The sequence below is a fragment of the Nonomuraea sp. NPDC050202 genome (assembly GCF_040656115.1).
Lineage (GTDB): Bacteria > Actinomycetota > Actinomycetes > Streptosporangiales > Streptosporangiaceae > Nonomuraea.
On record NZ_JBFALF010000001.1, the window covers coordinates 612,642 to 631,735 of the forward strand.

The 19,094-nt window shown below is 72.4% G+C and carries 19 protein-coding genes; 14 read left to right on the forward strand and 5 right to left on the reverse strand.

What is annotated here, in order from left to right; all coding sequences use genetic code 11:
• Window positions 1–32 precede the first annotated feature (32 nt).
• Together AB0I79_RS03000 and AB0I79_RS03005 are read right to left on the reverse strand one after the other, a co-directional pair.
• On the reverse strand, window positions 33–1,160 hold the full coding sequence (locus AB0I79_RS03000; RefSeq protein WP_357866187.1) for a nitronate monooxygenase family protein: 1,128 nt from the start codon (window positions 1,158–1,160) through the stop codon (window positions 33–35).
• 58 nt (window positions 1,161–1,218) lie between these two features.
• On the reverse strand, window positions 1,219–1,863 hold the full coding sequence (locus AB0I79_RS03005) for a DapH/DapD/GlmU-related protein (protein WP_357866189.1): 645 nt from the start codon (window positions 1,861–1,863) through the stop codon (window positions 1,219–1,221).
• 110 nt (window positions 1,864–1,973) lie between these two features.
• On the opposite strand from AB0I79_RS03005, the gene AB0I79_RS03010 reads away from it, so the two are divergent.
• The 10 genes from AB0I79_RS03010 to AB0I79_RS03055 all read left to right on the forward strand — a co-directional run bounded on the left by AB0I79_RS03010 (window position 1,974) and on the right by AB0I79_RS03055 (window position 12,823).
• Window positions 1,974–3,638, forward strand: coding sequence for a CTP synthase (locus tag AB0I79_RS03010; RefSeq protein WP_357866191.1), 1,665 nt, complete (start codon window positions 1,974–1,976; stop codon window positions 3,636–3,638).
• Window positions 3,635–4,246, forward strand: a complete 612-nt coding sequence (locus tag AB0I79_RS03015; RefSeq protein ID WP_357866192.1) for an NUDIX hydrolase — start codon at window positions 3,635–3,637, stop codon at window positions 4,244–4,246. The genes AB0I79_RS03010 and AB0I79_RS03015 overlap by 4 nt, the downstream gene beginning before the upstream one ends.
• A 15-nt stretch (window positions 4,247–4,261) precedes the next feature.
• Window positions 4,262–5,167, forward strand: a complete 906-nt coding sequence (locus tag AB0I79_RS03020) for a site-specific tyrosine recombinase XerD (RefSeq protein ID WP_253746716.1) — start codon at window positions 4,262–4,264, stop codon at window positions 5,165–5,167.
• A 118-nt stretch (window positions 5,168–5,285) separates the two neighbouring features.
• Window positions 5,286–6,227: a ParA family protein gene (locus AB0I79_RS03025; protein ID WP_225274173.1), complete on the forward strand. Its 942-nt coding sequence runs from the start codon at window positions 5,286–5,288 to the stop codon at window positions 6,225–6,227.
• Window positions 6,224–7,042, forward strand: a complete 819-nt coding sequence (locus tag AB0I79_RS03030) for a segregation/condensation protein A (RefSeq protein ID WP_357866195.1) — start codon at window positions 6,224–6,226, stop codon at window positions 7,040–7,042. Before AB0I79_RS03025 ends, AB0I79_RS03030 begins: the two co-directional genes overlap by 4 nt.
• A 502-nt stretch (window positions 7,043–7,544) precedes the next feature.
• Window positions 7,545–8,078 (forward strand): SMC-Scp complex subunit ScpB, encoded by a 534-nt coding sequence (scpB, locus tag AB0I79_RS03035; protein WP_357867056.1) that lies wholly within the window; start codon window positions 7,545–7,547, stop codon window positions 8,076–8,078.
• A complete protein-coding gene (locus AB0I79_RS03040) occupies window positions 8,075–9,976 on the forward strand; it encodes a pseudouridine synthase (protein ID WP_357866197.1) in 1,902 nt (633 codons plus the stop codon). Before scpB ends, AB0I79_RS03040 begins: the two co-directional genes overlap by 4 nt.
• 69 nt (window positions 9,977–10,045) lie before the next feature.
• Window positions 10,046–10,405, forward strand: coding sequence for a chorismate mutase (aroH, locus tag AB0I79_RS03045; RefSeq protein WP_357866199.1), 360 nt, complete (start codon window positions 10,046–10,048; stop codon window positions 10,403–10,405).
• An 88-nt stretch (window positions 10,406–10,493) separates the two neighbouring features.
• Window positions 10,494–11,600 (forward strand): prephenate dehydrogenase, encoded by a 1,107-nt coding sequence (locus AB0I79_RS03050; RefSeq protein ID WP_357866201.1) that lies wholly within the window; start codon window positions 10,494–10,496, stop codon window positions 11,598–11,600.
• A gap of 74 nt (window positions 11,601–11,674) precedes the next feature.
• A complete protein-coding gene (locus tag AB0I79_RS03055) occupies window positions 11,675–12,823 on the forward strand; it encodes an FAD-dependent oxidoreductase (RefSeq protein WP_357866202.1) in 1,149 nt (382 codons plus the stop codon).
• A 61-nt stretch (window positions 12,824–12,884) separates the two neighbouring features.
• Here AB0I79_RS03055 and AB0I79_RS03060 read toward each other — a convergent pair whose 3' ends face one another.
• Genes AB0I79_RS03060 through AB0I79_RS03070 form a run of 3 tightly spaced genes read right to left on the reverse strand, consistent with a single transcriptional unit; the run spans window position 12,885 to window position 14,837 of the window.
• Entirely contained in the window at window positions 12,885–13,079 is a 195-nt protein-coding gene (locus AB0I79_RS03060) for a DUF2795 domain-containing protein (protein ID WP_357866204.1), read from the reverse strand.
• A gap of 20 nt (window positions 13,080–13,099) precedes the next feature.
• Window positions 13,100–13,996, reverse strand: coding sequence for a glycosyltransferase (locus tag AB0I79_RS03065; protein WP_357866206.1), 897 nt, complete (start codon window positions 13,994–13,996; stop codon window positions 13,100–13,102).
• Complete coding sequence (locus AB0I79_RS03070; protein ID WP_357866207.1) at window positions 13,989–14,837, reverse strand: glycosyltransferase; 849 nt, start codon at window positions 14,835–14,837, stop codon at window positions 13,989–13,991. Before AB0I79_RS03070 ends, AB0I79_RS03065 begins: the two co-directional genes overlap by 8 nt.
• 117 nt (window positions 14,838–14,954) lie before the next feature.
• Here AB0I79_RS03070 and AB0I79_RS03075 point away from each other — a divergent pair, with 117 nt between their 5' ends.
• Genes AB0I79_RS03075 through der form a run of 4 tightly spaced genes read left to right on the forward strand, consistent with a single transcriptional unit; the run spans window position 14,955 to window position 19,075 of the window.
• Window positions 14,955–15,584 (forward strand): TetR/AcrR family transcriptional regulator, encoded by a 630-nt coding sequence (locus tag AB0I79_RS03075; protein WP_357866209.1) that lies wholly within the window; start codon window positions 14,955–14,957, stop codon window positions 15,582–15,584.
• Window positions 15,581–16,930, forward strand: coding sequence for a carotenoid oxygenase family protein (locus AB0I79_RS03080; RefSeq protein ID WP_357866210.1), 1,350 nt, complete (start codon window positions 15,581–15,583; stop codon window positions 16,928–16,930). Before AB0I79_RS03075 ends, AB0I79_RS03080 begins: the two co-directional genes overlap by 4 nt.
• Window positions 16,931–16,984: 54 nt before the next feature.
• Window positions 16,985–17,641, forward strand: coding sequence for a (d)CMP kinase (cmk, locus tag AB0I79_RS03085; protein ID WP_357866212.1), 657 nt, complete (start codon window positions 16,985–16,987; stop codon window positions 17,639–17,641).
• Window positions 17,642–17,680: 39 nt separating this feature from the next.
• Window positions 17,681–19,075 carry a ribosome biogenesis GTPase Der gene (gene der / locus AB0I79_RS03090; RefSeq protein WP_357866214.1) on the forward strand — a complete coding sequence of 465 codons (1,395 nt, stop codon included), beginning with the start codon at window positions 17,681–17,683 and terminating at the stop codon, window positions 19,073–19,075.
• Window positions 19,076–19,094 lie beyond the last annotated feature (19 nt).

The following is a 19,094-nucleotide window of genomic DNA, read 5'->3' on the forward strand; positions in this document are numbered from 1 at the left end:
CTTCTGGCAAAGAACGGGCAAACGCCCGTGTCTCACTCCGCAGACAGGCGGCGCAGCCGCTCGACCGCCTCGCCGAACTCGCTGATCATGTCGTAGACCACGTCCCTGGCCGGTCTCACCTGGTCGAGCTGGCCCACGACCTGCCCCACGAAGTAGTTGACCAGCTCCACCGCCCCCGGCTCGCCCTTCTCGGCCGCCGCCCCGATGCGCGCCATCGCGCCCTCGGCGAGCAGCATCTGCAGCGGCATCCCCAGAGCGCCCGGGCTCTCCTGGCCCGAGTCCCACTCCTCGGTCCAGGCGGACCTGAGCTGGCGGGCCGGCTTCCCCGTACGGGACCGGGACCGGACCGTGTCCAGCGACGACGCCGCCAGGAACTTGGCCTTGACCGCCGGGGCCGTCTCGGCCTCCTCGGTCGTCAGCCACACCGAGCCGCACCACACGCCCTCGGCCCCGAGCGCCATGGCCGCCGCCATCTGCCTCCCTGAGGCGATCCCGCCCGCCGCCAGCACCGGGACCGGCGCGACCGCGTCCACGACCTGCGGCACCAGCACCATCGTGGAGACGTCGCCGGTGTGCCCGCCCGCCTCCGTGCCCTGCGCCACGATGAGGTCCGCGCCCGCGGCCACCTGCCTGCGGGCGTGCTCCACCGTGCCCACCAGCGCGGCCACCGGCACCCCCGCCTCCCTGGCCCTGGAGACCATCTCGGGCGGCGGTGGCCCCAGGGCGCTGGCGATCAGCCCGATGCGGTGCTTGAGCGCCACGTCGATCAGGCCCGTCGCCCCGGCGGCCGTCACCCGCCTGCCGAACTCGTCGGCCACCGCCGTCATGGGCTGGCCGGGGGCGCTGACGCCGTACTTGGCCAGGAGGTGGGTGACGAAGTCCCGGTGGCGGTCGGGGACGGCCTCCAGCAGGTGCGTGCGGCGGTCGAGCGCGGAGGCGTCGATCTTGCCGGGGACGAGCACGTCCACGCCGTACGGGCGGCCGCCCACCCGTTCGTCCAGCCAGGTCAGCTCCGTGTCGAGCTGCTCGGGCGAGTACGCGACCGCGCCCAGCACCCCGAAACCGCCCGCGTTCGTGACGGCGGCCACCACGTCGCGGCAGTGGCTGAAGGCGAACAGCGGGAACTCGATGCCCAAACGCTCACAGATGGCGGTCCGCATGGAACGACGCTAACTGTCAGAACCTTGTTCGGTCCAGGGGTGGCGTCCAGGTGGCGGCTCAGGGCATGACGTCCAGCGTGATCGGCGTGTGCCAGCCCAGCTCCGGCGTGTAGCCGCGCACGCGCCTGGCGGGCACCCCCGCCACCACGCTGTGGTCGGGGAACTCGCCGCGCACCACCGCGCCGCCCGCCACCACGCAGTGCCGCCCCAGCGTGGTGCCCGGCAGGATGATCGCGCCGGTGCCCAGCCAGGAGCCCGAGCCGATGGAGACCGGGCTGTTGCGCGGCCACTGCCGCCCGATCGGGATGTCGGGATCGTCGTAGACGTGGTTCTGGTCCGTGATGTAGACGTACGGGCCGGTGAAGACGTCGTCGCCGATCTCGACCGACTGGTGGGCGACGATGTGCGAGCCGCGGCCGATCGAGCAGCTCCCGCCGATCCGCAGGATCGCGTCCGGGCCGAGATCCCGATCGGGGACCATGCCGCACGAGATCGACACCCGTTCACCGATGAGCGTGTGGTCGCCGATCTCGATCCACTGCTCGCCGAAGATCGCGCCGGGCGGGAACGCGATGCTGACCCCGTCGCCGAGCCGGCGGAACCGGTAACCGGCGGGACTCTCGGCAGAGATCGCGCCGGCGTGGCGGATCGCCGCGTAGGTACGGTGAATCAACGCGCCCAAGGCCCGCCGAACTACTGACATAGGCACCAAAGTTACCGCTAGGTCATGCCGTTCGGGCATGTGAGGGGCGTTGTTTGATATCCTGAGAGCCCGTGGACACTTCGACCACACCTCGAGCCACGGGAGCCCCTTTGCGCAGCGCATCGCAAACCAAGCATCTGTTCGTCACCGGCGGTGTCGCCTCCAGTCTCGGCAAGGGGCTCACGGCATCCAGCCTCGGTCGCCTGCTCAAAGGGCGCGGTCTCAGGGTCACCATGCAGAAGCTCGACCCTTACCTCAACGTCGACCCCGGCACCATGAACCCGTTCCAGCACGGCGAGGTGTTCGTCACCGACGACGGTGCCGAGACCGACCTCGACGTCGGCCACTACGAACGGTTCCTCGACACCCACCTGCACGGCTCGGCCAACGTGACCACCGGCCAGGTCTACTCCAACGTCATCGCCAAGGAGCGGCGGGGCGAGTACCTGGGCGACACCGTCCAGGTCATCCCGCACATCACCAACGAGATCAAGGACCGGATCCGCGGAATGGCCGGCCCTGACGTGGACGTCGTCATCACCGAGGTCGGCGGCACGGTCGGCGACATCGAGTCGCTGCCGTTCCTGGAGGCCGTGCGGCAGATCAGGCACGAGGTCGGGCGCGACAACGTGTTCTTCCTGCACGTGTCGCTGCTGCCGTACATCGGCCCGTCCGGCGAGCTGAAGACCAAGCCCACCCAGCACAGCGTGTCGGCGCTGCGCAGCATCGGCATCCAGCCCGACGCGATCGTGCTGCGCTCCGACCGGCCCGTGCAGACGGCGATCAAGCGCAAGATCAGCCTGATGTGCGACGTCGACGAGGACGCCGTCGTCTCCGCCGTGGACGCCGCCTCCATCTACGACATCCCCAAGGTGCTGCACTCCGAGGGCCTCGACGCGTACGTCGTGCGCCGCCTCGGCCTGCCCTTCCGCGACGTCGACTGGAAGGAGTGGGAGCAGCTCCTGCGCCGCGTGCACCGGCCGGCCAAGGAGGTCACGATCGCGCTCGTCGGCAAGTACATCGACCTGCCCGACGCGTACCTGTCGGTCACCGAGGCGCTGCGCGCCGGCGGGTTCGCCAACGACGCCCGGGTCAACATCCGCTGGGTCAAGAGCGACGACTGCGAGACGCCCGAGGGCGCCGAGCGCGAGCTCGACGGCGTGGACGGCGTGCTCATCCCCGGCGGCTTCGGCGTACGCGGCATCGAGGGCAAGATCGGCGCCATCCGCCACGCCCGCGAGAACAAGATCCCGCTGCTCGGCATCTGCCTCGGCATGCAGGGCATGGTCATCGAGGCCGCGCGCCACATGGCCGGCATCGAGGACGCCAACTCCGCCGAGTTCGACCCCGACACCAAGCACCCGGTCATCTCCACCATGGCCGACCAGGAGGACGTCGTCGCCGGCGAGCGCGACATGGGCGGCACCATGCGCCTGGGCAGCTACACCGCCAAGCTCGGCGAGGGCACCCTGGCCAGGCAGCTCTACGGCGGCAAGGCCAAGGCCGACGAGCGTCACCGCCACCGCTACGAGGTCAACAACGCCTACCGCGAGCAGCTCGAGCAGGTCGGCCTGGTCTTCTCCGGCCTGTCGCCCGACGGCCGCCTGGTCGAGTACACCGAGCTGCCGACCGACGTGCACCCCTTCTTCATCGGCACCCAGGCCCACCCCGAGTTCCGCTCCCGGCCCACCCGGGCCAACCCGATGTTCAAGGGCCTCATCAACGCCGCCCTCGTCTACGCGGACAGCCGCGTCGGTGCCAAGGTGGGCCCATGAGGGTCGAAGACACGCCCGAGGCATGGGACGTCGTCGAATCCCGTCACCGGTTCAAGGGCCACGTGATCGACGTCGTCACCGACAGCGTCAAGATGCCCCGCGACGAGGTGGCCGACCGCGACTACGTCGTCCACCCGGGGGCCGTCGCCGTGCTCGCTCTCGACGAGCACGACCGCGTCCTGATGATCAGGCAGTACCGCCACCCGACGCGGCACCTCATGTGGGAGCTGCCCGCCGGGATCCGCGACGTGGCAGGCGAACCGCTCGTCACCACCGCCGCCCGCGAGCTCGCCGAGGAAGCCGGCTACCGGGCCGACACCTGGTACACGCTCGTCGACCTGCGCTCCTCGCCGGGCATGACCGACGAGCGCGTACGGGTGTTCCTCGCGCGCGGCCTGAGCAAGATCCCCGACGAGGAGAACGGCTTCGAACACCGGCACGAGGAAATCGACATGCCGGTCGAATGGGTCCCTCTGGCCGACGCGGTCGAGAAGGCGCTCATGGGAATGATCCACAATTCCTCGACCGTGGCCGGTATCCTCGCCGCATATGCGGCTTCGGTCGAGGGGCATGCCCTGCTGCGCCCGGCCGACGCACCGGAGGCGTGACGGAAGGACCAGTTCGTGGAGGCGGTGCTCTCCAGCTACCTCGCCCATCTGGCCGTGGAGCGCGGCCTGGCCGCCAACACGCTCGCGTCCTACCGTCGTGACCTGCGCCGATACTTCGAGCACCTCCAGGCGCGCGGGCGCCTGGAGCTCGGCGAGGTGGGGGAGGCCGACGTGCTGGCCTTCCTCGCCGCGCTGCGCGAGGGCGACGGGGAGCACCCCGCCCTGGTCGCCAGCTCCGCCGCCCGCGCCGTCTCCGCCGTGCGAGGGCTGCACCGGTTCGCCCTGCGCGAAGGCGTCACGGCGCACGACCCCGCCCACCAGGTACGCCCGCCGCGCCAGCTCCGCCGGCTGCCCAAGGCCATCGGCGTGGACGAGGTCGAGCGCCTCATCGCCGCCTCCGGCCCCGACGGCGCACCCCTCACGCTGCGCAACCGCGCCCTGCTGGAGGTCCTGTACGGCACCGGCGCCCGCATCTCCGAGGCCGTCGGCCTGGCCGTGGACGACCTGGAGGACGACCAGGTGCGCCTGCACGGCAAGGGCGGCCGCACCCGCGTCGTGCCCCTGGGGAGATACGCCCGGTCGGCGCTGGACGCCTACCTCGTACGGGCCCGCCCCGGGCTGCTCGCCCACGGGCGCGGCACCCCCGCGGTCTTCCTCAACGCCCGCGGCGGCCGCCTGACCAGGCAAGGAGCCTGGGAAGTGCTCCAGGCCGCCGCCGAACGCGCCGGACTCGACGGGATAAGCCCCCACGTACTCCGGCATTCCTTCGCAACCCACCTGATAGACGGCGGCGCGGACGTTAGGGTGGTACAGGAGTTGCTCGGCCATGCCTCTGTGACGACCACCCAGGTCTACACCCTGGTCACGGTCGACAAACTCCGCGAGGTCTACGCCGCAGCGCATCCGCGTGCCCGGCAGTGATCTATAGTCTTTTGGGACGTGCGCCGGCCCACGGCGTGCCGCCTTGCCGCGTTAAGTGGTGACGCCATAGTGTCCGTCCGGACGGTCCGGTTCGGGATCGTCAGGGAGGTTCGAGCTGGTGACTGTGACGACCAAGGGTTCGACCCCGGGGACCCCCGACAACCCCTGGGGCGACACGAAGACCAACGCGCCTTCCAACGGCGTCAATCTCGGGCCGACGCAGCGGCCCCGGCCGGTGTTCCCGGAGCCGGTGCCGCCGGCGGTGCACGGCCCCGCGCGCGTGGTCGCGATGGTCAACCAGAAGGGTGGCGTCGGCAAGACCACCACCACCATCAACCTGGGCGCCGCGCTCGTCGAGTACGGCCTCAAGGTGCTGCTGGTCGACTTCGACCCGCAGGGCGCCCTGTCCGTCGGCCTGGGCATCAACCCGCTCCAGCTCGACCTGACCGTCTACAACCTGCTCATGGAGCGCGGCGTCACCGCGGAGGAGGTGCTGCTGCAGACCGGCGTCGAGGGCCTCGACCTGCTGCCCAGCAACATCGACCTGTCCGCCGCGGAAGTGCAGCTCGTCACCGAGGTCGCCCGCGAGCAGGTGCTCGGCCGCGTCATCAAGCCGCTGCTGCCGCACTACGACGTGTGCCTCATCGACTGCCAGCCGTCACTCGGCCTGCTCACGATCAACGCCCTCACCTGCGCCCACGGCGTGATGGTGCCGCTGGAGTGCGAGTTCTTCGCCCTGCGCGGCGTCGCCCTGCTCATGGACACCATCTCCAAGGTCCAGGAGCGGCTCAACGAGGAGCTCGAGATCGAGGGCCTGCTGGCCACCATGTACGACGCCCGCACCCTGCACGGGCGCGAGGTGCTGGCCCGGGTCGTGGAGGCGTTCGGCGACAAGGTCTTCCACACGGTGATCAACCGCACGGTGCGCTTCCCCGACGCGACGGTGGCCGGTGAGCCGATCACCACCTTCGACCCGTCGTCCCTCGGCGCGAACGCTTACCGTGAGCTGGCCCGCGAGGTGCTCTCGCGCTGGCCGGCGCCTGCCACAATGGCCAGGTGACCACCGAGCAGCCGCCGCCCCAGGGCTTCCAGGTCCACCTGGACGTCTTCGAGGGTCCGTTCGACCTGCTCCTCGGCCTCATCGCCAAGCACAAGCTCGACATCACCGAGGTCTCGCTCTCCAAGGTCACCGACGAGTTCATCGCCTACATCCGCTCCCGCGGCCCCGAGTGGGACCTCGACCAGACCAGCCACTTCCTGCTGGTCGCGGCCACCCTGCTCGACCTCAAGGCGGCCCGCCTGCTGCCCACCGGCGAGGTGGAGGACGAGGAGGACCTGGCGCTGCTGGAGGCCAGGGACCTGCTGTTCGCGCGGCTGCTGCAGTACAAGGCGTACAAAGAGGTGGCCAAGGTCTTCGCCGGGCGGATGGCGGAGGAGGCGCTGCGCTTCCCCCGCACCGTGACGATGGAGGAGCAGTTCGCCAACCTGCTGCCCGAGCTGATCCTCGGCATCGGGCCCGAGCAGCTCGCCCGCATCGCCGCCAAGGCCTTCACCCCCAAGCTGCCGCCCACCGTCAACCTGGGGCACGTCTACCAGCCGCTGGCCAGCGTCAAGGAACAGGCGGCGATCCTCGTCATGCACCTGCGCCGGCTCCGGCGCGCCACCTTCCGCGCGCTGGTGGCCGACTGCGACGGCACCATCGAGGTCATCGCGCGGTTCCTGGCCGTGCTGGAGCTCTTCCGGGAGTCGGCGGTGACGTTCGAGCAGATCGAGCCGCTGGGCGACCTGCACGTGACGTGGACGGGCTCCGACGAGGGGGACGTCGCGGTGGGCGACGACTACGAGGAATCCGCGGAGAAACCATCCCATGACTGACGACAACCCGCTGCCCAACCCCCGCCGCTCCCCGGACTCGGAGCCGCCCCTGCCCGCCTGGATGACCCTCCCGGGCTCCCTCGCCCAGCCGGGCGCGCCCGAGGTGGAAGCCGAGGCCGCCGCACCGCCGGCCCCGGCGGAGGCGGAGACGGGCCACCGGGACGCTGCGCAGGAGAGCCCGGTGCCAGCGGACGCCGCGCCGCAGTGGCCCGCGGACGAGGCGCCGCAGTGGCTCACGGGCGCCGCGCCGCAGTGGCCTGCGGGCGAGGCGCTCCGCGATGCCGCCGGTGGTTCTGATGCGGGGCTGGAGAGCGCCGGGTCGGCAGGGCGTGGCGCGGAGGAGCTCGGCGCGACCGGCGCGTCCGAGGAGGCGGCCGAGGCCGAGGTGCTGCTCGGTGAGCAGGCGCAGGAGGCCGGTGAGTCCGAGGCGCTGGAGGCCGCTGAGCCGGACGACTCCGCGGGTGCGGCCGGGCCGGGGCTCGGGAGTGAGGCGGGGCCGACGCTGGAGGCGGCGTTGGAGGCTATCCTGCTTGTGGTTGACGAGCCCGTCGCCGAGGTGACCCTCGCCCAGGTGCTGGAGCGGCCCACGCACGAGGTGAGCGCCGCGCTGCGCGGACTGGCGGCGGAATACACCGCCGCCGGGCGGGGTTTTGACTTGAGAGAAGTCGCGGGCGGCTGGCGGTTCTACACGCGAGCCGACTGCGCGCCAATGGTCGAGCGGTTCGTACGCGACGGCCAGCAGACGCGGCTGACCCAGGCCGCGCTGGAGACACTCGCGGTCGTGGCCTACCGGCAGCCGGTGAGCCGTGCCCGCGTCGCCGCGGTGCGCGGCGTCAACAGTGACGGCGTCATGCGGACGCTCGTCGCCAGGGGGCTGGTCGAGGAGGCCGGCACCGACCCGGAGAGCCAGGCAGTGCTCTACCGGACAAGCTCATACTTCCTTGAACGTCTGGGACTGCGGGACCTGAGCGAGCTCCCCGAGCTCGCGCCCTTCCTCCCGGACGACGTGGAGAATCTCGAGGAGACGACAAAGTGATCAACAGGCGTAGCACCCCGTCCGGTGATGGACGCGGTCGTGGACGTGCGGGCGGCTCCGGCCGTGGTGGGCGTCCCGCCTTCCGCTCCGACGACACCCGTGGCGGCACCCGTGGCGGTTTCCGCCGCGACGACGATTCCCGTGGCGGCGGCCCCCGCCGCGAGAGCGGCTTCCGCGATGACACTCGCCGCAGCGACTCCCTGCGCGCCGACCGGGGCGGTACCCGCGCCCGGTACGGAGGCAGGCGCGACGGCGAGAACGAGGGCCGTTCCAGCCGCGACGAGCGGTTCGGCCGCGAAGAGCGGCCCGGCCGTGAGGACCGGTTCGGTCGCGATGACCGGTTCGGCGGTCGTGGGGATCGCGGTGACCGCGGTGACCGCGGCGGCCGGGACGAGCGCGACGGCCGCCATGGCCGCGAGGAGCGCTACGGCCGCGATGACCGGTTCGCCGGCCGCGGCGACCGCGACGATCGATTCCGCAGCCGGGGTGAGCGCGAGGACCGCTTCGCCGGCCGTGGTGACCGTCCTGCCGGTGGTGACCGGTTCGCCGGCCGCGGCGACCGCGACGACCGGTTCCGCAGCCGGGGTGAGCGCGAGGACCGCTTCGCCGGCCGTGGTGACCGTCCTGCCGGTGGTGACCGGTTCGGTGGCCGTGGTGACCGTCCTGCCGGTGGTGACCGGTTCGGTGGCCGTGGTGAGCGTCCCGTCCGCGACGAGCGCTACGGGCGTGGTGAGCGTTACGAGCGCGCCCCCCGTCGCGACGAGCGGAGCGGCGGCTACCGCCCCGAGGGCCGTGACGACCGCCGCGATGACCGGCGTGACGACCGCCGCGATGACCGGCGTGACGGCCGGCGTGACGACCGGCGTGACGTCAGGGCAGGGCGGAGCGGGCGTCGCGAGGAAGCCGCCCCCAGGGCGGCGGCGAGCTCGACCCGCTCCCGCTACGGCAGGCGCGACGGCGACGAGCGGCAGGGCGGTGCCGGCGACCGCCGCGCACCCCGTACGCCGCGCCGCGACGACGTCCAGACCATCGGCGCGGGCGGCAGGCGCGGCGGCGGCTCGCCGAGCTACGGCAGCCCGCAGCACGACCGGGTGAAGGCCGCGCGGCAGCCCATCCGCGACCGCGACCTCTACCCCGAGGGCTACACCGACGAGCGCGACACCACCGAGGTCCCGGGCGGCGTGCGGCTGCAGAAGGTGCTCGCCCAGGCGGGCGTGGCCAGCCGCAGGGCCTGCGAGGAGATGATCGGCGACGGCCGCGTCACCGTGAACGGCCAGGTCGTACGGAGGTTCGGCGCCAAGGTCGACCCCGCGGCGCAGGTCATCCACGTGGACGGCAAGCGCATCCCGACCGCGCCCGACCTGGTCTACTACGCGCTGAACAAGCCCATCGGCGTCGTCTCCACGATGGACGACCCGCAGGGCCGCCCGTGCCTGGCCGACTACGTCGAGGAGCTGGCGCCGCGCCTGTTCCACGTGGGCCGGCTCGACACCGAGACCGAGGGCCTGCTGCTGCTCACCAACGACGGCGAGCTGGCCAACAGGCTGACGCACCCCAGCTACGGCGTGCAGAAGAAGTACTGGGCCAAGGTGCCGGGGCCGATCCCGCGCGACCTGGGGCGCCGCCTCAAGCAGGGCATCGAGCTGGAGGACGGCATCGCCAGGGCCGACGCGTTCTCGATCGTGCAGGAGCACGGCCAGCAGGCGCTGGTCGAGGTCGTGCTGCACGAGGGACGCAAGCACGTCGTGCGGCGGATGCTGGAGGAGGCCGGTCACCGCGTGATCGACCTGGCCAGGATCGAGTTCGGCCCGGTGAAGCTGGGCAGGACCAAGCCGGGCACCGTCAGGGCGCTGAGCCTGAAGGAAGTCGGCGAGCTGTACGCGGCCGTGAAGCTGTAATCTGGCCGGACGAAGGAGCCCGTGCGAACCTCCGCACGGGCTTCGCGGCTATGGAAGGGGACGAACCACATGGTGCGGGCGATCCGTGGGGCGATCCAGGTGGACGCCAACGACCGCGACTCGGTCATCTCCGGGACGACCGAGCTGGTCAGCGCGATCATGGAGCGTAACCGCCTGACCCCGGACGACGTGATCAGCGTGTTGTTCACGGCCACGCCCGACCTGACGGCCGAGTTCCCGGCGCTCGCGGCGCGCAAGCTGGGCTTCCACGAGGTGCCGCTGATCTGCTGCACCGAGATCGACGTGCCGGGCGCGCTGCCCCGCGTCGTACGGCTCATGGCCCACGTGGAGACCGACCGTCCGCGCTCGGAGATCCAGCACGTCTATCTGCGCGGCGCGGTGGCGCTGCGCCAGGACATCGCCCAGTAGCCCGCACCCGTAGCACCCCGTCAGGCGCGCGGCAAGCCGGCCGCGCGACACCACCAGCCCGTACGACCCGATAAATCAGGACATCGAGATGGATCTTCGTACCGTGCTCGTCGTCGGCACCGGCCTCATCGGCACCTCCGCGGCGCTGGCGCTGCGCAAGCGCGGGGTGCGGGTGCTGCTCGCCGACCGCGACCCGGGCGCCGTACGGCTGGCCCGGGAACTCGGCGCGGGCGAGGAGTGGCAGCCGATGAAGGGCGGGCAGGCCACGGCGCAGGCGTCCGAGCGGGTGGACCTGGCGATCATCGCGGTGCCGCCGGCGTACGTGGCGACCGAGCTGCTGGAGCTGCAGCGCATCGAAGCGGCCCGGTTCTACACCGACGTCGCCAGCGTCAAGGCCGAGCCCATCCACCGGGCCGCGCAGCTCGGCTGCGACCTGGCCACCTACGTCGCCTCCCACCCGCTGGCCGGCCGCGAGAAGTCCGGGCCGGGCGCGGCCAGGGACGACCTGTTCCTCGGGCGGCCGTGGGCGCTGTGCCCGACCGAGGAGGCCGACCCCGAGGCGAAGGCGGCGGTGCTGCGGCTGATCGAGCTGTGCGGCGCCAACGCGGTCGAGGTCAGCGCGATCGACCACGACCGCGCGGTCGCCGTGGTCTCCCACGCGCCGCACGTGGCCGCCTCCGCCGTGGCCGCCCGCCTGGCCGACGCCACCGACGTCGCACTGGGGCTGGCCGGGCAGGGCGTACGCGACGTCACCCGGATCGCGGGCAGCGACCCGGGGCTGTGGCTGGGCATCCTGTCCGGCAACGCGTCCCCGGTCGCCGAGGTGCTGGAGGCCGTGGCCAACGACCTGGCCGACGCCGCGAGCGCGCTGCGCGCCCTGGCCGAGGGCGACGGCACCGCCACCAACGAGATCACCCAGTTGCTCAAGCGCGGTGTGGCCGGCCACGACCGCATCCCCGGCAAGCACGGCGGCCCGGCCTCCTCCTACGCCGTCGTCCAGGTCGTGATCGGCGACCGTCCCGGCCAGCTCGCCCGGCTGTTCCAGGTGTGCGACGAGGTCGGCGTCAACGTCGAGGACGTGCGCCTGGAGCACGCCCCCGGCCTGCCCCTGGGCATCGCCGAGCTGTCGGTGGAGCCCGACGCGGCCGGCACGCTCGCCGAGGCCCTGCACGAGCGCGGCTGGCAGGTTCCTTAGGAAGTTCTCCGCGCCGATGTCACATCCGCGCCTCCCCGATCCGTCTGCAAGCACGAATCGAGGAGGCAAGGAAGATGACCGACATCCTGGTACTCGGCGGAGGCTACACCGGCGTCGCGGCGGCCATCAGGGTCGCGCGCAGGACCCGCTCCACGGGCGCGCGCGTCACGCTGGTGAACGCGTCCCCCAGGTTCACCGAGCGGCTGCGCCTGCACCAGACGGCGGCGGGTGAGCGGCTGGCCGACCACTCGCTGACCGGCGTGCTGGCGGGCAGCGGCGTCGAGTTCGTGCTGGGGCGGGTGGCCGCGATCGATCCGGTACGGCGGCAGGTACGGCTCGACGCCGGCCGCACCCTGGGCTACGACAAGCTGATCTACGCGCTCGGCACGGTGACCGACGCGGCCGTCCCCGGCGTCGCCGAGCACGCCCACGTCTACGACGACCACGCGGGCGCCCTGCGCCTCTCGCGGCACCTGGACACCCTCACCCACGGCACGGTGGTCGTCGCCGGCGGCGGGCTGACCGGCGTCGAGTCGGCCGCCGAGCTGGCCGAGGCCCGCCCGCACCTGCGCGTTGTCCTGCTGACCAGGGGACGGCCCGGCTCGATGATGGGCCGGGGCGCGCGGGCGTACCTGGACGGGGTGCTGGAGCGGCTCGGCGTCGAGGTGCGCGCGGGCGCGGACATCACCAAGGTGCTGCCCGACGGCGTCGAGCTGGGCGACGGCGAGCTGATCCACTCCGACGCCACGCTCTGGACGACCGGCACCAGGGGCCTCCCGCTGGCCGCCGAGTCGGGGCTGAGCGTGGACGAGCGCGGCCGGATCGTGGTGGACGAGGTGCTGCGCTCGGTCTCCCACCCGGACGTGTACGCCGTCGGCGACGCCGCCGCGATCACCCAGAAGTTCGGCGTCATGCACGGCACCTGCCAGGGCGGCATCCCCACGGGTCTGGGCGCGGCCGACTCGCTGGCCGCCACGCTGCGCGGCAAGACGCCCCCGGCCTTCAAGTTCGGGTACGTGCACCAGCCCGTCAGCCTCGGCAGGCGGGACGCCGTCATCCAGTTCACCCGCCCGGACGACACCCCGCGCCGGTGGTACCTGACCGGCCGCGCGGCCATCGCCTACAAGGAGACGGTCAGCAGCAGCCCGATCACCCTGTTCAAGCTGCTCAAGCGCGACCTGGTGCCGGTCTGGACGTTCGGGCTGACGGCCGGGCTCTCGTGAGCGGGCGCGGACGCGCGATGGGCGGGGCCGTGCACGGCCCCGCCCACCGCACCCCCACGGATCAGCGTTTGGTGACCGCCTCACTGACCGCGTTCGGGCCGTCGTACTGGCGGTCGGGCATGTTCTGCAGCGCCTGGACGATGTCATCGCCCGCGTTGTGCTCGCGGGCGGCCTTGACCAGGTCGTCCTTGCTGGCGGGGTAGTCCACCCCGCTCAGGTGCTTCTGCAGGTCGATCGGGTTCGGTGCAGTGCTCATGCCTGCCTGCTGCCCCGCGTTCACGAGACGTAACGGCGGGCCCGCGAGTTCTCCTGGGACGCCTCCAGGCTCGCCAGCCGGGCCTCCACCCGCGGTGGCACGCGCCGCCGCTCGGCCAGCACCCACGGCAGCCCACGCAGGGCGTCCAGGGCCGCCAGCGCCGAGACGCGGTCGCGCGGCACCGTCCTGGCCAGGTGCGCGGTACGCCGCAGCGCCGCGCGCAGCGGCCGCCGCAGCCACGTGAACCAGAGCGTGTTACGCAGCCCCACCCGCCTCCTGCCGTGCGCGTCCCGCTGCGCCGAGGCCTGGTGGTGGACCGTCAGCTCCTCCAGGTAACACAGCTCCCAGCCCGCCGTGGCCAGGTCCACGGCCAGCAGCTCCTCCTCGCCGCCCAGCCACAGCCGCCGCGAGAAGCCGCCGCATTCGAGGAACGCCTCCCGCCGCAGCACCGACGCTCCCGCCAGGAAGCTGCCCAGCGCGGGGCCGGGCAGCCAGTCAGGGCCCTGTACGGGGGAGTCGCGCAGCTCGGCGACGATCGGGTCGTCGCGCCCGCCGGGCTCGGCCAGGATGCGGGCCGTCACGACGGCCAGGCGGGGATGGGCGTCCAGCACGTCGGCGGCCCGCTCCAGCGAGCCGGGGGCCCACCAGGTGTCGTCGTCGGCGAAGGCCACGTACGGCGTGCGCAGCCGCTCCACCCCCACGTTGCGGCCCACGGCGCCAAGGTTCTCGTCCAGGGCGACCACGTCAACCTCGGGATAGGCCCGGGCCACCGCCTGCGCGGTGCCGTCGGCCGAGCCGTTGTCCACCAGCACCACCTGGGGCCGCTCCGGCAGCGCGAGCAGGCGGCCCAGCGCGGTGAGCGCCTCCTCGCGCCGGTTCCAGGTGATCACGACGGCGCCCACGCGCGGGTCAGCCATCGGCCCGCTCCAGCGTGCGCCGGGCCCGCTCCACGGAGATCGGCAGCCCGCGCCGCTCCGCCAGCGCCCGGGGCAGCCTGCGCACCGCCGTACGCAGCCCCTCACGGCCCGCCGAGCCGCCGCGCAGCGCCTCGAACGAGCGCCTGGCCACCACCCGCCACGGGCGGCGCAGCACGGCCGTCAGCACGGCGTTGCGCGCGGCCAGCACCTGCCTGCCGCGCGGGTCCCTGGCCGGCGAGGGGTGGTGGTGCGCCACCACGTCGTGCACGTACGCCAGCCCCCATCCCTTCGCGGCCAGGTCCATGGCCAGCCGCTCCTCCTCGCCGAAGAAGAAGATCACGTCGTCGAACCCTCCCGCATCGAGGTAAGCCTCCTTGCGGACCACCGCCCCGCACGCCAGGAAGCCCAGCACGCTCGGCCCCGGCAGGTCCGGCTCGACGCCGAGCGGGGAGTCGCGCATCTGCTCCGACACCGTGTCCAGCCGCTCCTCCGGGCCCACCAGCACGCGCGCGCCCAGGACCGCGAGCCGCGGGTAGGCGTCCAGCACGTCGGCGGCTCGCTCCAGCGCGCCCGGCGCCCACCAGGAGTCGTCGTCGGCGAAGGCGACGTAGGGCGTCTCGGCCATCTGGACGCCGATGTTGCGGGCGGGGGCGCCCAGGTTCCTGCCCGCCTCGACCACGTGGACGTCGGGGAAGTGGCGCCGGACGAACGTGGCGGTGCCGTCGGTGGAGCCGTTGTCCACGAGGATCACCGGGCGCGGGTGCAGGGGGAGCGAGCGGGTCAGCGCCCGCAGCCTGTCCTTGCTCGCCACGACCACCGTGACGCGGGCTCCGTTCTTCACACGGTGTCACTTACCGGAGTGGACGGCCTTACTCCTCCTCCGGGCCGTTGACGGGTCTTCGGGGGAGGCGTATAGAGGAGGTAACAGTGTTACCGGGAAGAAACGGCGTTACCCATCATGACGGTTTCCGCGTACCAGCAGGCCCAGCGGGAAGGGCAGAGCGTCGTCAGGGCGGCCGTCCTCGACGCGGCCAAGCGGCTGCTCGTCACCGAAGGACCGGCCGCGCTCACCGTGCGGCGGATCTCCGGCGAGGTGGGCTGTTCGACCAAGGTGATCTACACGCTCTTCGGCGGGAAGGACGGGCTCGGCGAGGCGCTCTGGCTGGAGGGGTTCGCGCGGTTCGAGCGGGCGCTGCTGGCGGTGCCGCCGCACGACGACCCGCTCGAACTGCTGCACCGGGGGCTCATGGCCTACCGGGAGTACGCGCTGGGCGAGCCCGACTACTACCGGGTCATGTTCCTGGGCGCGCTGCCGGGCCTGAAGCCGCGGCCCGAGGCGGTGCGGGCGGCCAGGCGCACGTTCGAGCTGCTGGTGCGCGAGGTGGCCGACTGCCTGGAGGCCGGGGTGCTGCGCGGGGCCGAGGCCGCGGAGATCGCCGACGTGTTGTGGATGGCCGTCCACGGCGCCGTGAGCCTGGAGATCCTGGGCCACTTCGACCGGGACGTGGCCGCGCGGCGTTACCGCCTTCTCTGCGCCTCGGTGCTGACGCCGTTCCTGGTTCCCGACGACGAAAGGGGCACCCCATGACCACTCCGTTCAAGGACGGATTCGCCCCGGTGAGCGAGGAGGTCACCGCGTTCGACCTCGACGTCACCGGACGCATCCCGGCCGAGCTCAACGGCCGCTACCTGCGTAACGGCCCCAACCCGCTCAGCCTCGACGACCCCAGCGCCGGCCACCTGTTCTTCGGCGAGGGCATGGTGCACGGCGTGCGGCTGCGCGACGGCCGCGCCGAGTGGTACCGCAACCGCTGGGTCCGTAGCGCCCGCGTGGCCGGGCGGCTCGGCGAGGAGGCCAGGCCGGGGCCCGTGCACGCCGGTCTCGACTTCTCGGCCAACACCCACGTCATCGGGCTCGGCGGGCGCACGTTCGCCACCGTGGAGGCGGGGGCGCTGCCGTACGAGCTGGGGTACGAGCTCGACACCATCGGCGCGTGCGACTTCGACGGCGGGCTGCCGGGCGGGTTCGCCGCGCACACCCACCTCGACCCGGTCACCGGCGAGCTGCACGCGCTGGCGTACTTCTTCGGCTGGGACCACCACCAGCACCTCGTGCTCGACCCCAAGGGCGTGGTCCAGCGGGTCACGGACATCCCGGTCGCCGACAAGCCGATGGTGCACGACTTCGCGCTCACCGAGCGGTTCGTGGTGATCTACGACCTGCCCGTCACGTTCAGCATGGCCCACGCGGAGCGGGGCGACCGGCTGCCGTACGCGTGGAACGACGGCCACCCCGCGCGCATCGGGCTCATGTCGCGCGAGAGCGGCGACCTGCGCTGGGTGGACGCGCCGCCGTGCTGGGTCTTCCACACGCTCAACGCCTACGACGACGGCGGCGAGGTGGTCGTGGACGTGGTCAGCTACCCCAGAGGGTTCGTGGACGCGCGGCTCGACCTGGGCGGCCGGCCCACGCTCGACCGGTGGCGGATCGACCTCGCCACCGGCCGGGTCGGGCGGACGCGGCTCGACGACCGCCCCCAGGAGTTCCCGCGCATGGACGAGCGCCGCACCGGCCGGCCCTACCGCTACGGCTACACCGCCGCCACCCGCGAGCTGGTCGACGTGGTGGGCGGCGAGCTGGAGGACCTGCCGGACGACGCCTTCGACAACACGCTCATCAAGCACGACCTGCGGCGGGGCACGCAGGAGTCGCGGCGGCTCGGGCGCGGCGCGTACGCGGGCGAGCCCGTCTTCGTCGGCGCGGGCGAGGCCGAGGACGACGGTTACGTGCTGTCGTTCGTCAACGACCCGTCCCGGGGCGCCGCCGACCTGGTGATCCTTTCCGCGCAGGACTTCACCGGCGAGCCGGTCGCCACCGTGCACCTGCCCGCCCGGGTGCCGCTCGGCTTCCACGGGAGCTGGATCGCCGACTGACCCGGAGGCGGTAGCCTCTTCAAGTTGGACCTAACACGTGAAGAGGGAGAGGCCGTGACCGGTCTGGTCGTCGCCATGGACGGCCCTTCGGGGTCGGGTAAGTCGAGCGTGTCGCGCGGAGCCGCCCGCGCGCTTGGCCTGCGTTACCTCGACACCGGGGCGATGTACCGCGCGATGACCTGGTGGATGCTCCAGCAGGGCGTCGACCTGGCCGACCCCGCCGCCGTCGCGGCCCGCTGCGGCGAGCCCGCCATCGTCTCCGGCACCGACCCCGGCGGCCCCGCCATCCACGTCGACGGCGTCGACGTGGCGGAGCCGATCAGGCAGGCCGACGTCACCGGCGCGGTCTCGGCCGTCGCCGCCGTGCCCGAGGTGCGCGTGCGGCTCGTCGCGCTGCAGCGCGAGATCATCGGCGCCGGTGACATCGTGGTCGAGGGCCGCGACATCGGCTCGGTCGTCTGGCCCCAGGCCGCCGTCAAGATCTACCTGACGGCCAGCGCGGAGGCCCGCGCCCGCAGGCGCAGCGCCGAGGTCGCCGGCTCCACGGTGGAGGCGCAGCAGGAGGCCCTGGCCAGGCGTGACACCCTGGACTCAACACGTAAGACGGACCCGCTCTCGATGGCGGCTGGCGCCATCGAGCTCGACACCACCACGCTGACCTTGGACGAGGTCATCGCGGAGGTGCTGAGACTGGTCAAGGAGCGCACCTGAACCGTTCAGGTGCGGTACTCACCTTAAGGACGAAAAATCGTGTCAACGGGGGATTGGGTCGAGGCTGACCTCGACGAGCTGGAGATCGACGAGCAGGAGCACCACAGCGCGCCGCTGCCGGTCGTCGCCATCGTCGGACGGCCGAACGTCGGCAAGTCCACGCTGGTCAACCGCATCATCGGCCGCCGCGAAGCGGTCGTCGAGGACGTGCCGGGCGTCACCCGCGACCGTGTCACCTACGACGCCAACTGGCGCGGCCGCCGCTTCACCGTGGTCGACACCGGCGGCTGGGACCCTGACGCCACGGGCATGAACCTGCGCATCGCCGAGCAGGCCCAGGTCGCGGTCGAGCTGGCCGACGTCATCGTGTTCGTCGTGGACGCCACCGTGGGCGCGACCGACGCCGACGAGATCGTGGGCTCCGTGCTGCGTCAGTCCGGCAAACCGGTCATCCTGGCCGCCAACAAGGTCGACAACCAGCAGCTCGAGCTGGAGGCCGCCGCGCTGTGGTCGCTCGGGCTCGGCGAGCCGTACCCTGTCTCGGCCCTGCACGGCCGATCCAGCGGCGACCTGCTCGACGTGATGCTCGACGCGCTGCCCGAGACGCCCCAGGTCACGTTCGGCACCGAGCGCGGGCCCGCCCGCGTCGCGCTGCTCGGCAAGCCGAACGTCGGCAAGTCCTCCCTGCTCAACAAGCTGGCCGGGGAGGAGCGGGTGCTGGTCGACCCCATGGCGGGCACCACCCGCGACCCCGTGGACGAGCTGATCGAGCTCGGCGGGCGCACCTGGCGCTTCGTCGACACCGCCGGCATCCGGCGGCGCGACCGCGAGCTGCAGGGCGCCGACTTCTACGCCGCCATGCGCACCCGCGCGGCGCTGGAGCGTACCGAGGTGGCGATCGTGCTCATCGACGCCAGCGAGCCGCTCACCGAGCAGGACCTGCGCATCATCGGCCTGGTCATCGAGTCCGGGCGGGCCATGGTGGTGGCCTTCAACAAGTGGGACCTGGTCGACGAGGACCGGCGCTACTACCTGGAGAAGGAGATCGACCGGCAGCTCGTCCGCACCCCGTGGGCGCTGCGGGTCAACATCTCCGCCAAGACCGGCAGGCACGTCGACCGGCTCGTCCCGGCCCTGGAGAAGGCGCTCGACTCCTGGTCCACGCGGGTGCCGACGGCCCGGCTCAACGCGTTCCTGACCGAGCTGGTGCAGCAGACCCCGCCGCCGGTGCGGGGCGGCAAGCAGCCGAAGATCCTCTTCGCCACGCAGGCGTCCGTCGAGCCGCCCAAGTTCGTGCTGTTCACCTCCGGATGGCTGGAGGACACCTACCGGCGCTTCATCGAGCGGCGCATCCGCGAGGAGTTCGGCTTCGCCGGGTCGCCGATCGAGGTGACGATGAAGATCCGCGAGAAGCGCGCCAAGAAGGACAAGTAATCGTTTTGCCGCCGGTCCC

What these genes read in the sequence shown, in the direction of transcription:
- AB0I79_RS03050 (WP_357866201.1), top strand. Translation starts at nt 10,494, where the DNA reads ATGGATCTTCGTACCGTGCTCGTCGTCGGCACCGGCCTCATCGGCACC.
- AB0I79_RS03065 (WP_357866206.1), bottom strand. Translation starts at nt 13,996, where the DNA reads ATGGCTGACCCGCGCGTGGGCGCCGTCGTGATCACCTGGAACCGGCGC.
- AB0I79_RS03000 (WP_357866187.1), bottom strand. Translation starts at nt 1,160, where the DNA reads ATGCGGACCGCCATCTGTGAGCGTTTGGGCATCGAGTTCCCGCTGTTC.
- AB0I79_RS03080 (WP_357866210.1), top strand. Translation starts at nt 15,581, where the DNA reads ATGACCACTCCGTTCAAGGACGGATTCGCCCCGGTGAGCGAGGAGGTC.
- AB0I79_RS03005 (WP_357866189.1), bottom strand. Translation starts at nt 1,863, where the DNA reads ATGTCAGTAGTTCGGCGGGCCTTGGGCGCGTTGATTCACCGTACCTAC.
- AB0I79_RS03015 (WP_357866192.1), top strand. Translation starts at nt 3,635, where the DNA reads ATGAGGGTCGAAGACACGCCCGAGGCATGGGACGTCGTCGAATCCCGT.
- AB0I79_RS03075 (WP_357866209.1), top strand. Translation starts at nt 14,955, where the DNA reads ATGACGGTTTCCGCGTACCAGCAGGCCCAGCGGGAAGGGCAGAGCGTC.
- AB0I79_RS03060 (WP_357866204.1), bottom strand. Translation starts at nt 13,079, where the DNA reads ATGAGCACTGCACCGAACCCGATCGACCTGCAGAAGCACCTGAGCGGG.
- AB0I79_RS03055 (WP_357866202.1), top strand. Translation starts at nt 11,675, where the DNA reads ATGACCGACATCCTGGTACTCGGCGGAGGCTACACCGGCGTCGCGGCG.
- aroH (WP_357866199.1), top strand. Translation starts at nt 10,046, where the DNA reads ATGGTGCGGGCGATCCGTGGGGCGATCCAGGTGGACGCCAACGACCGC.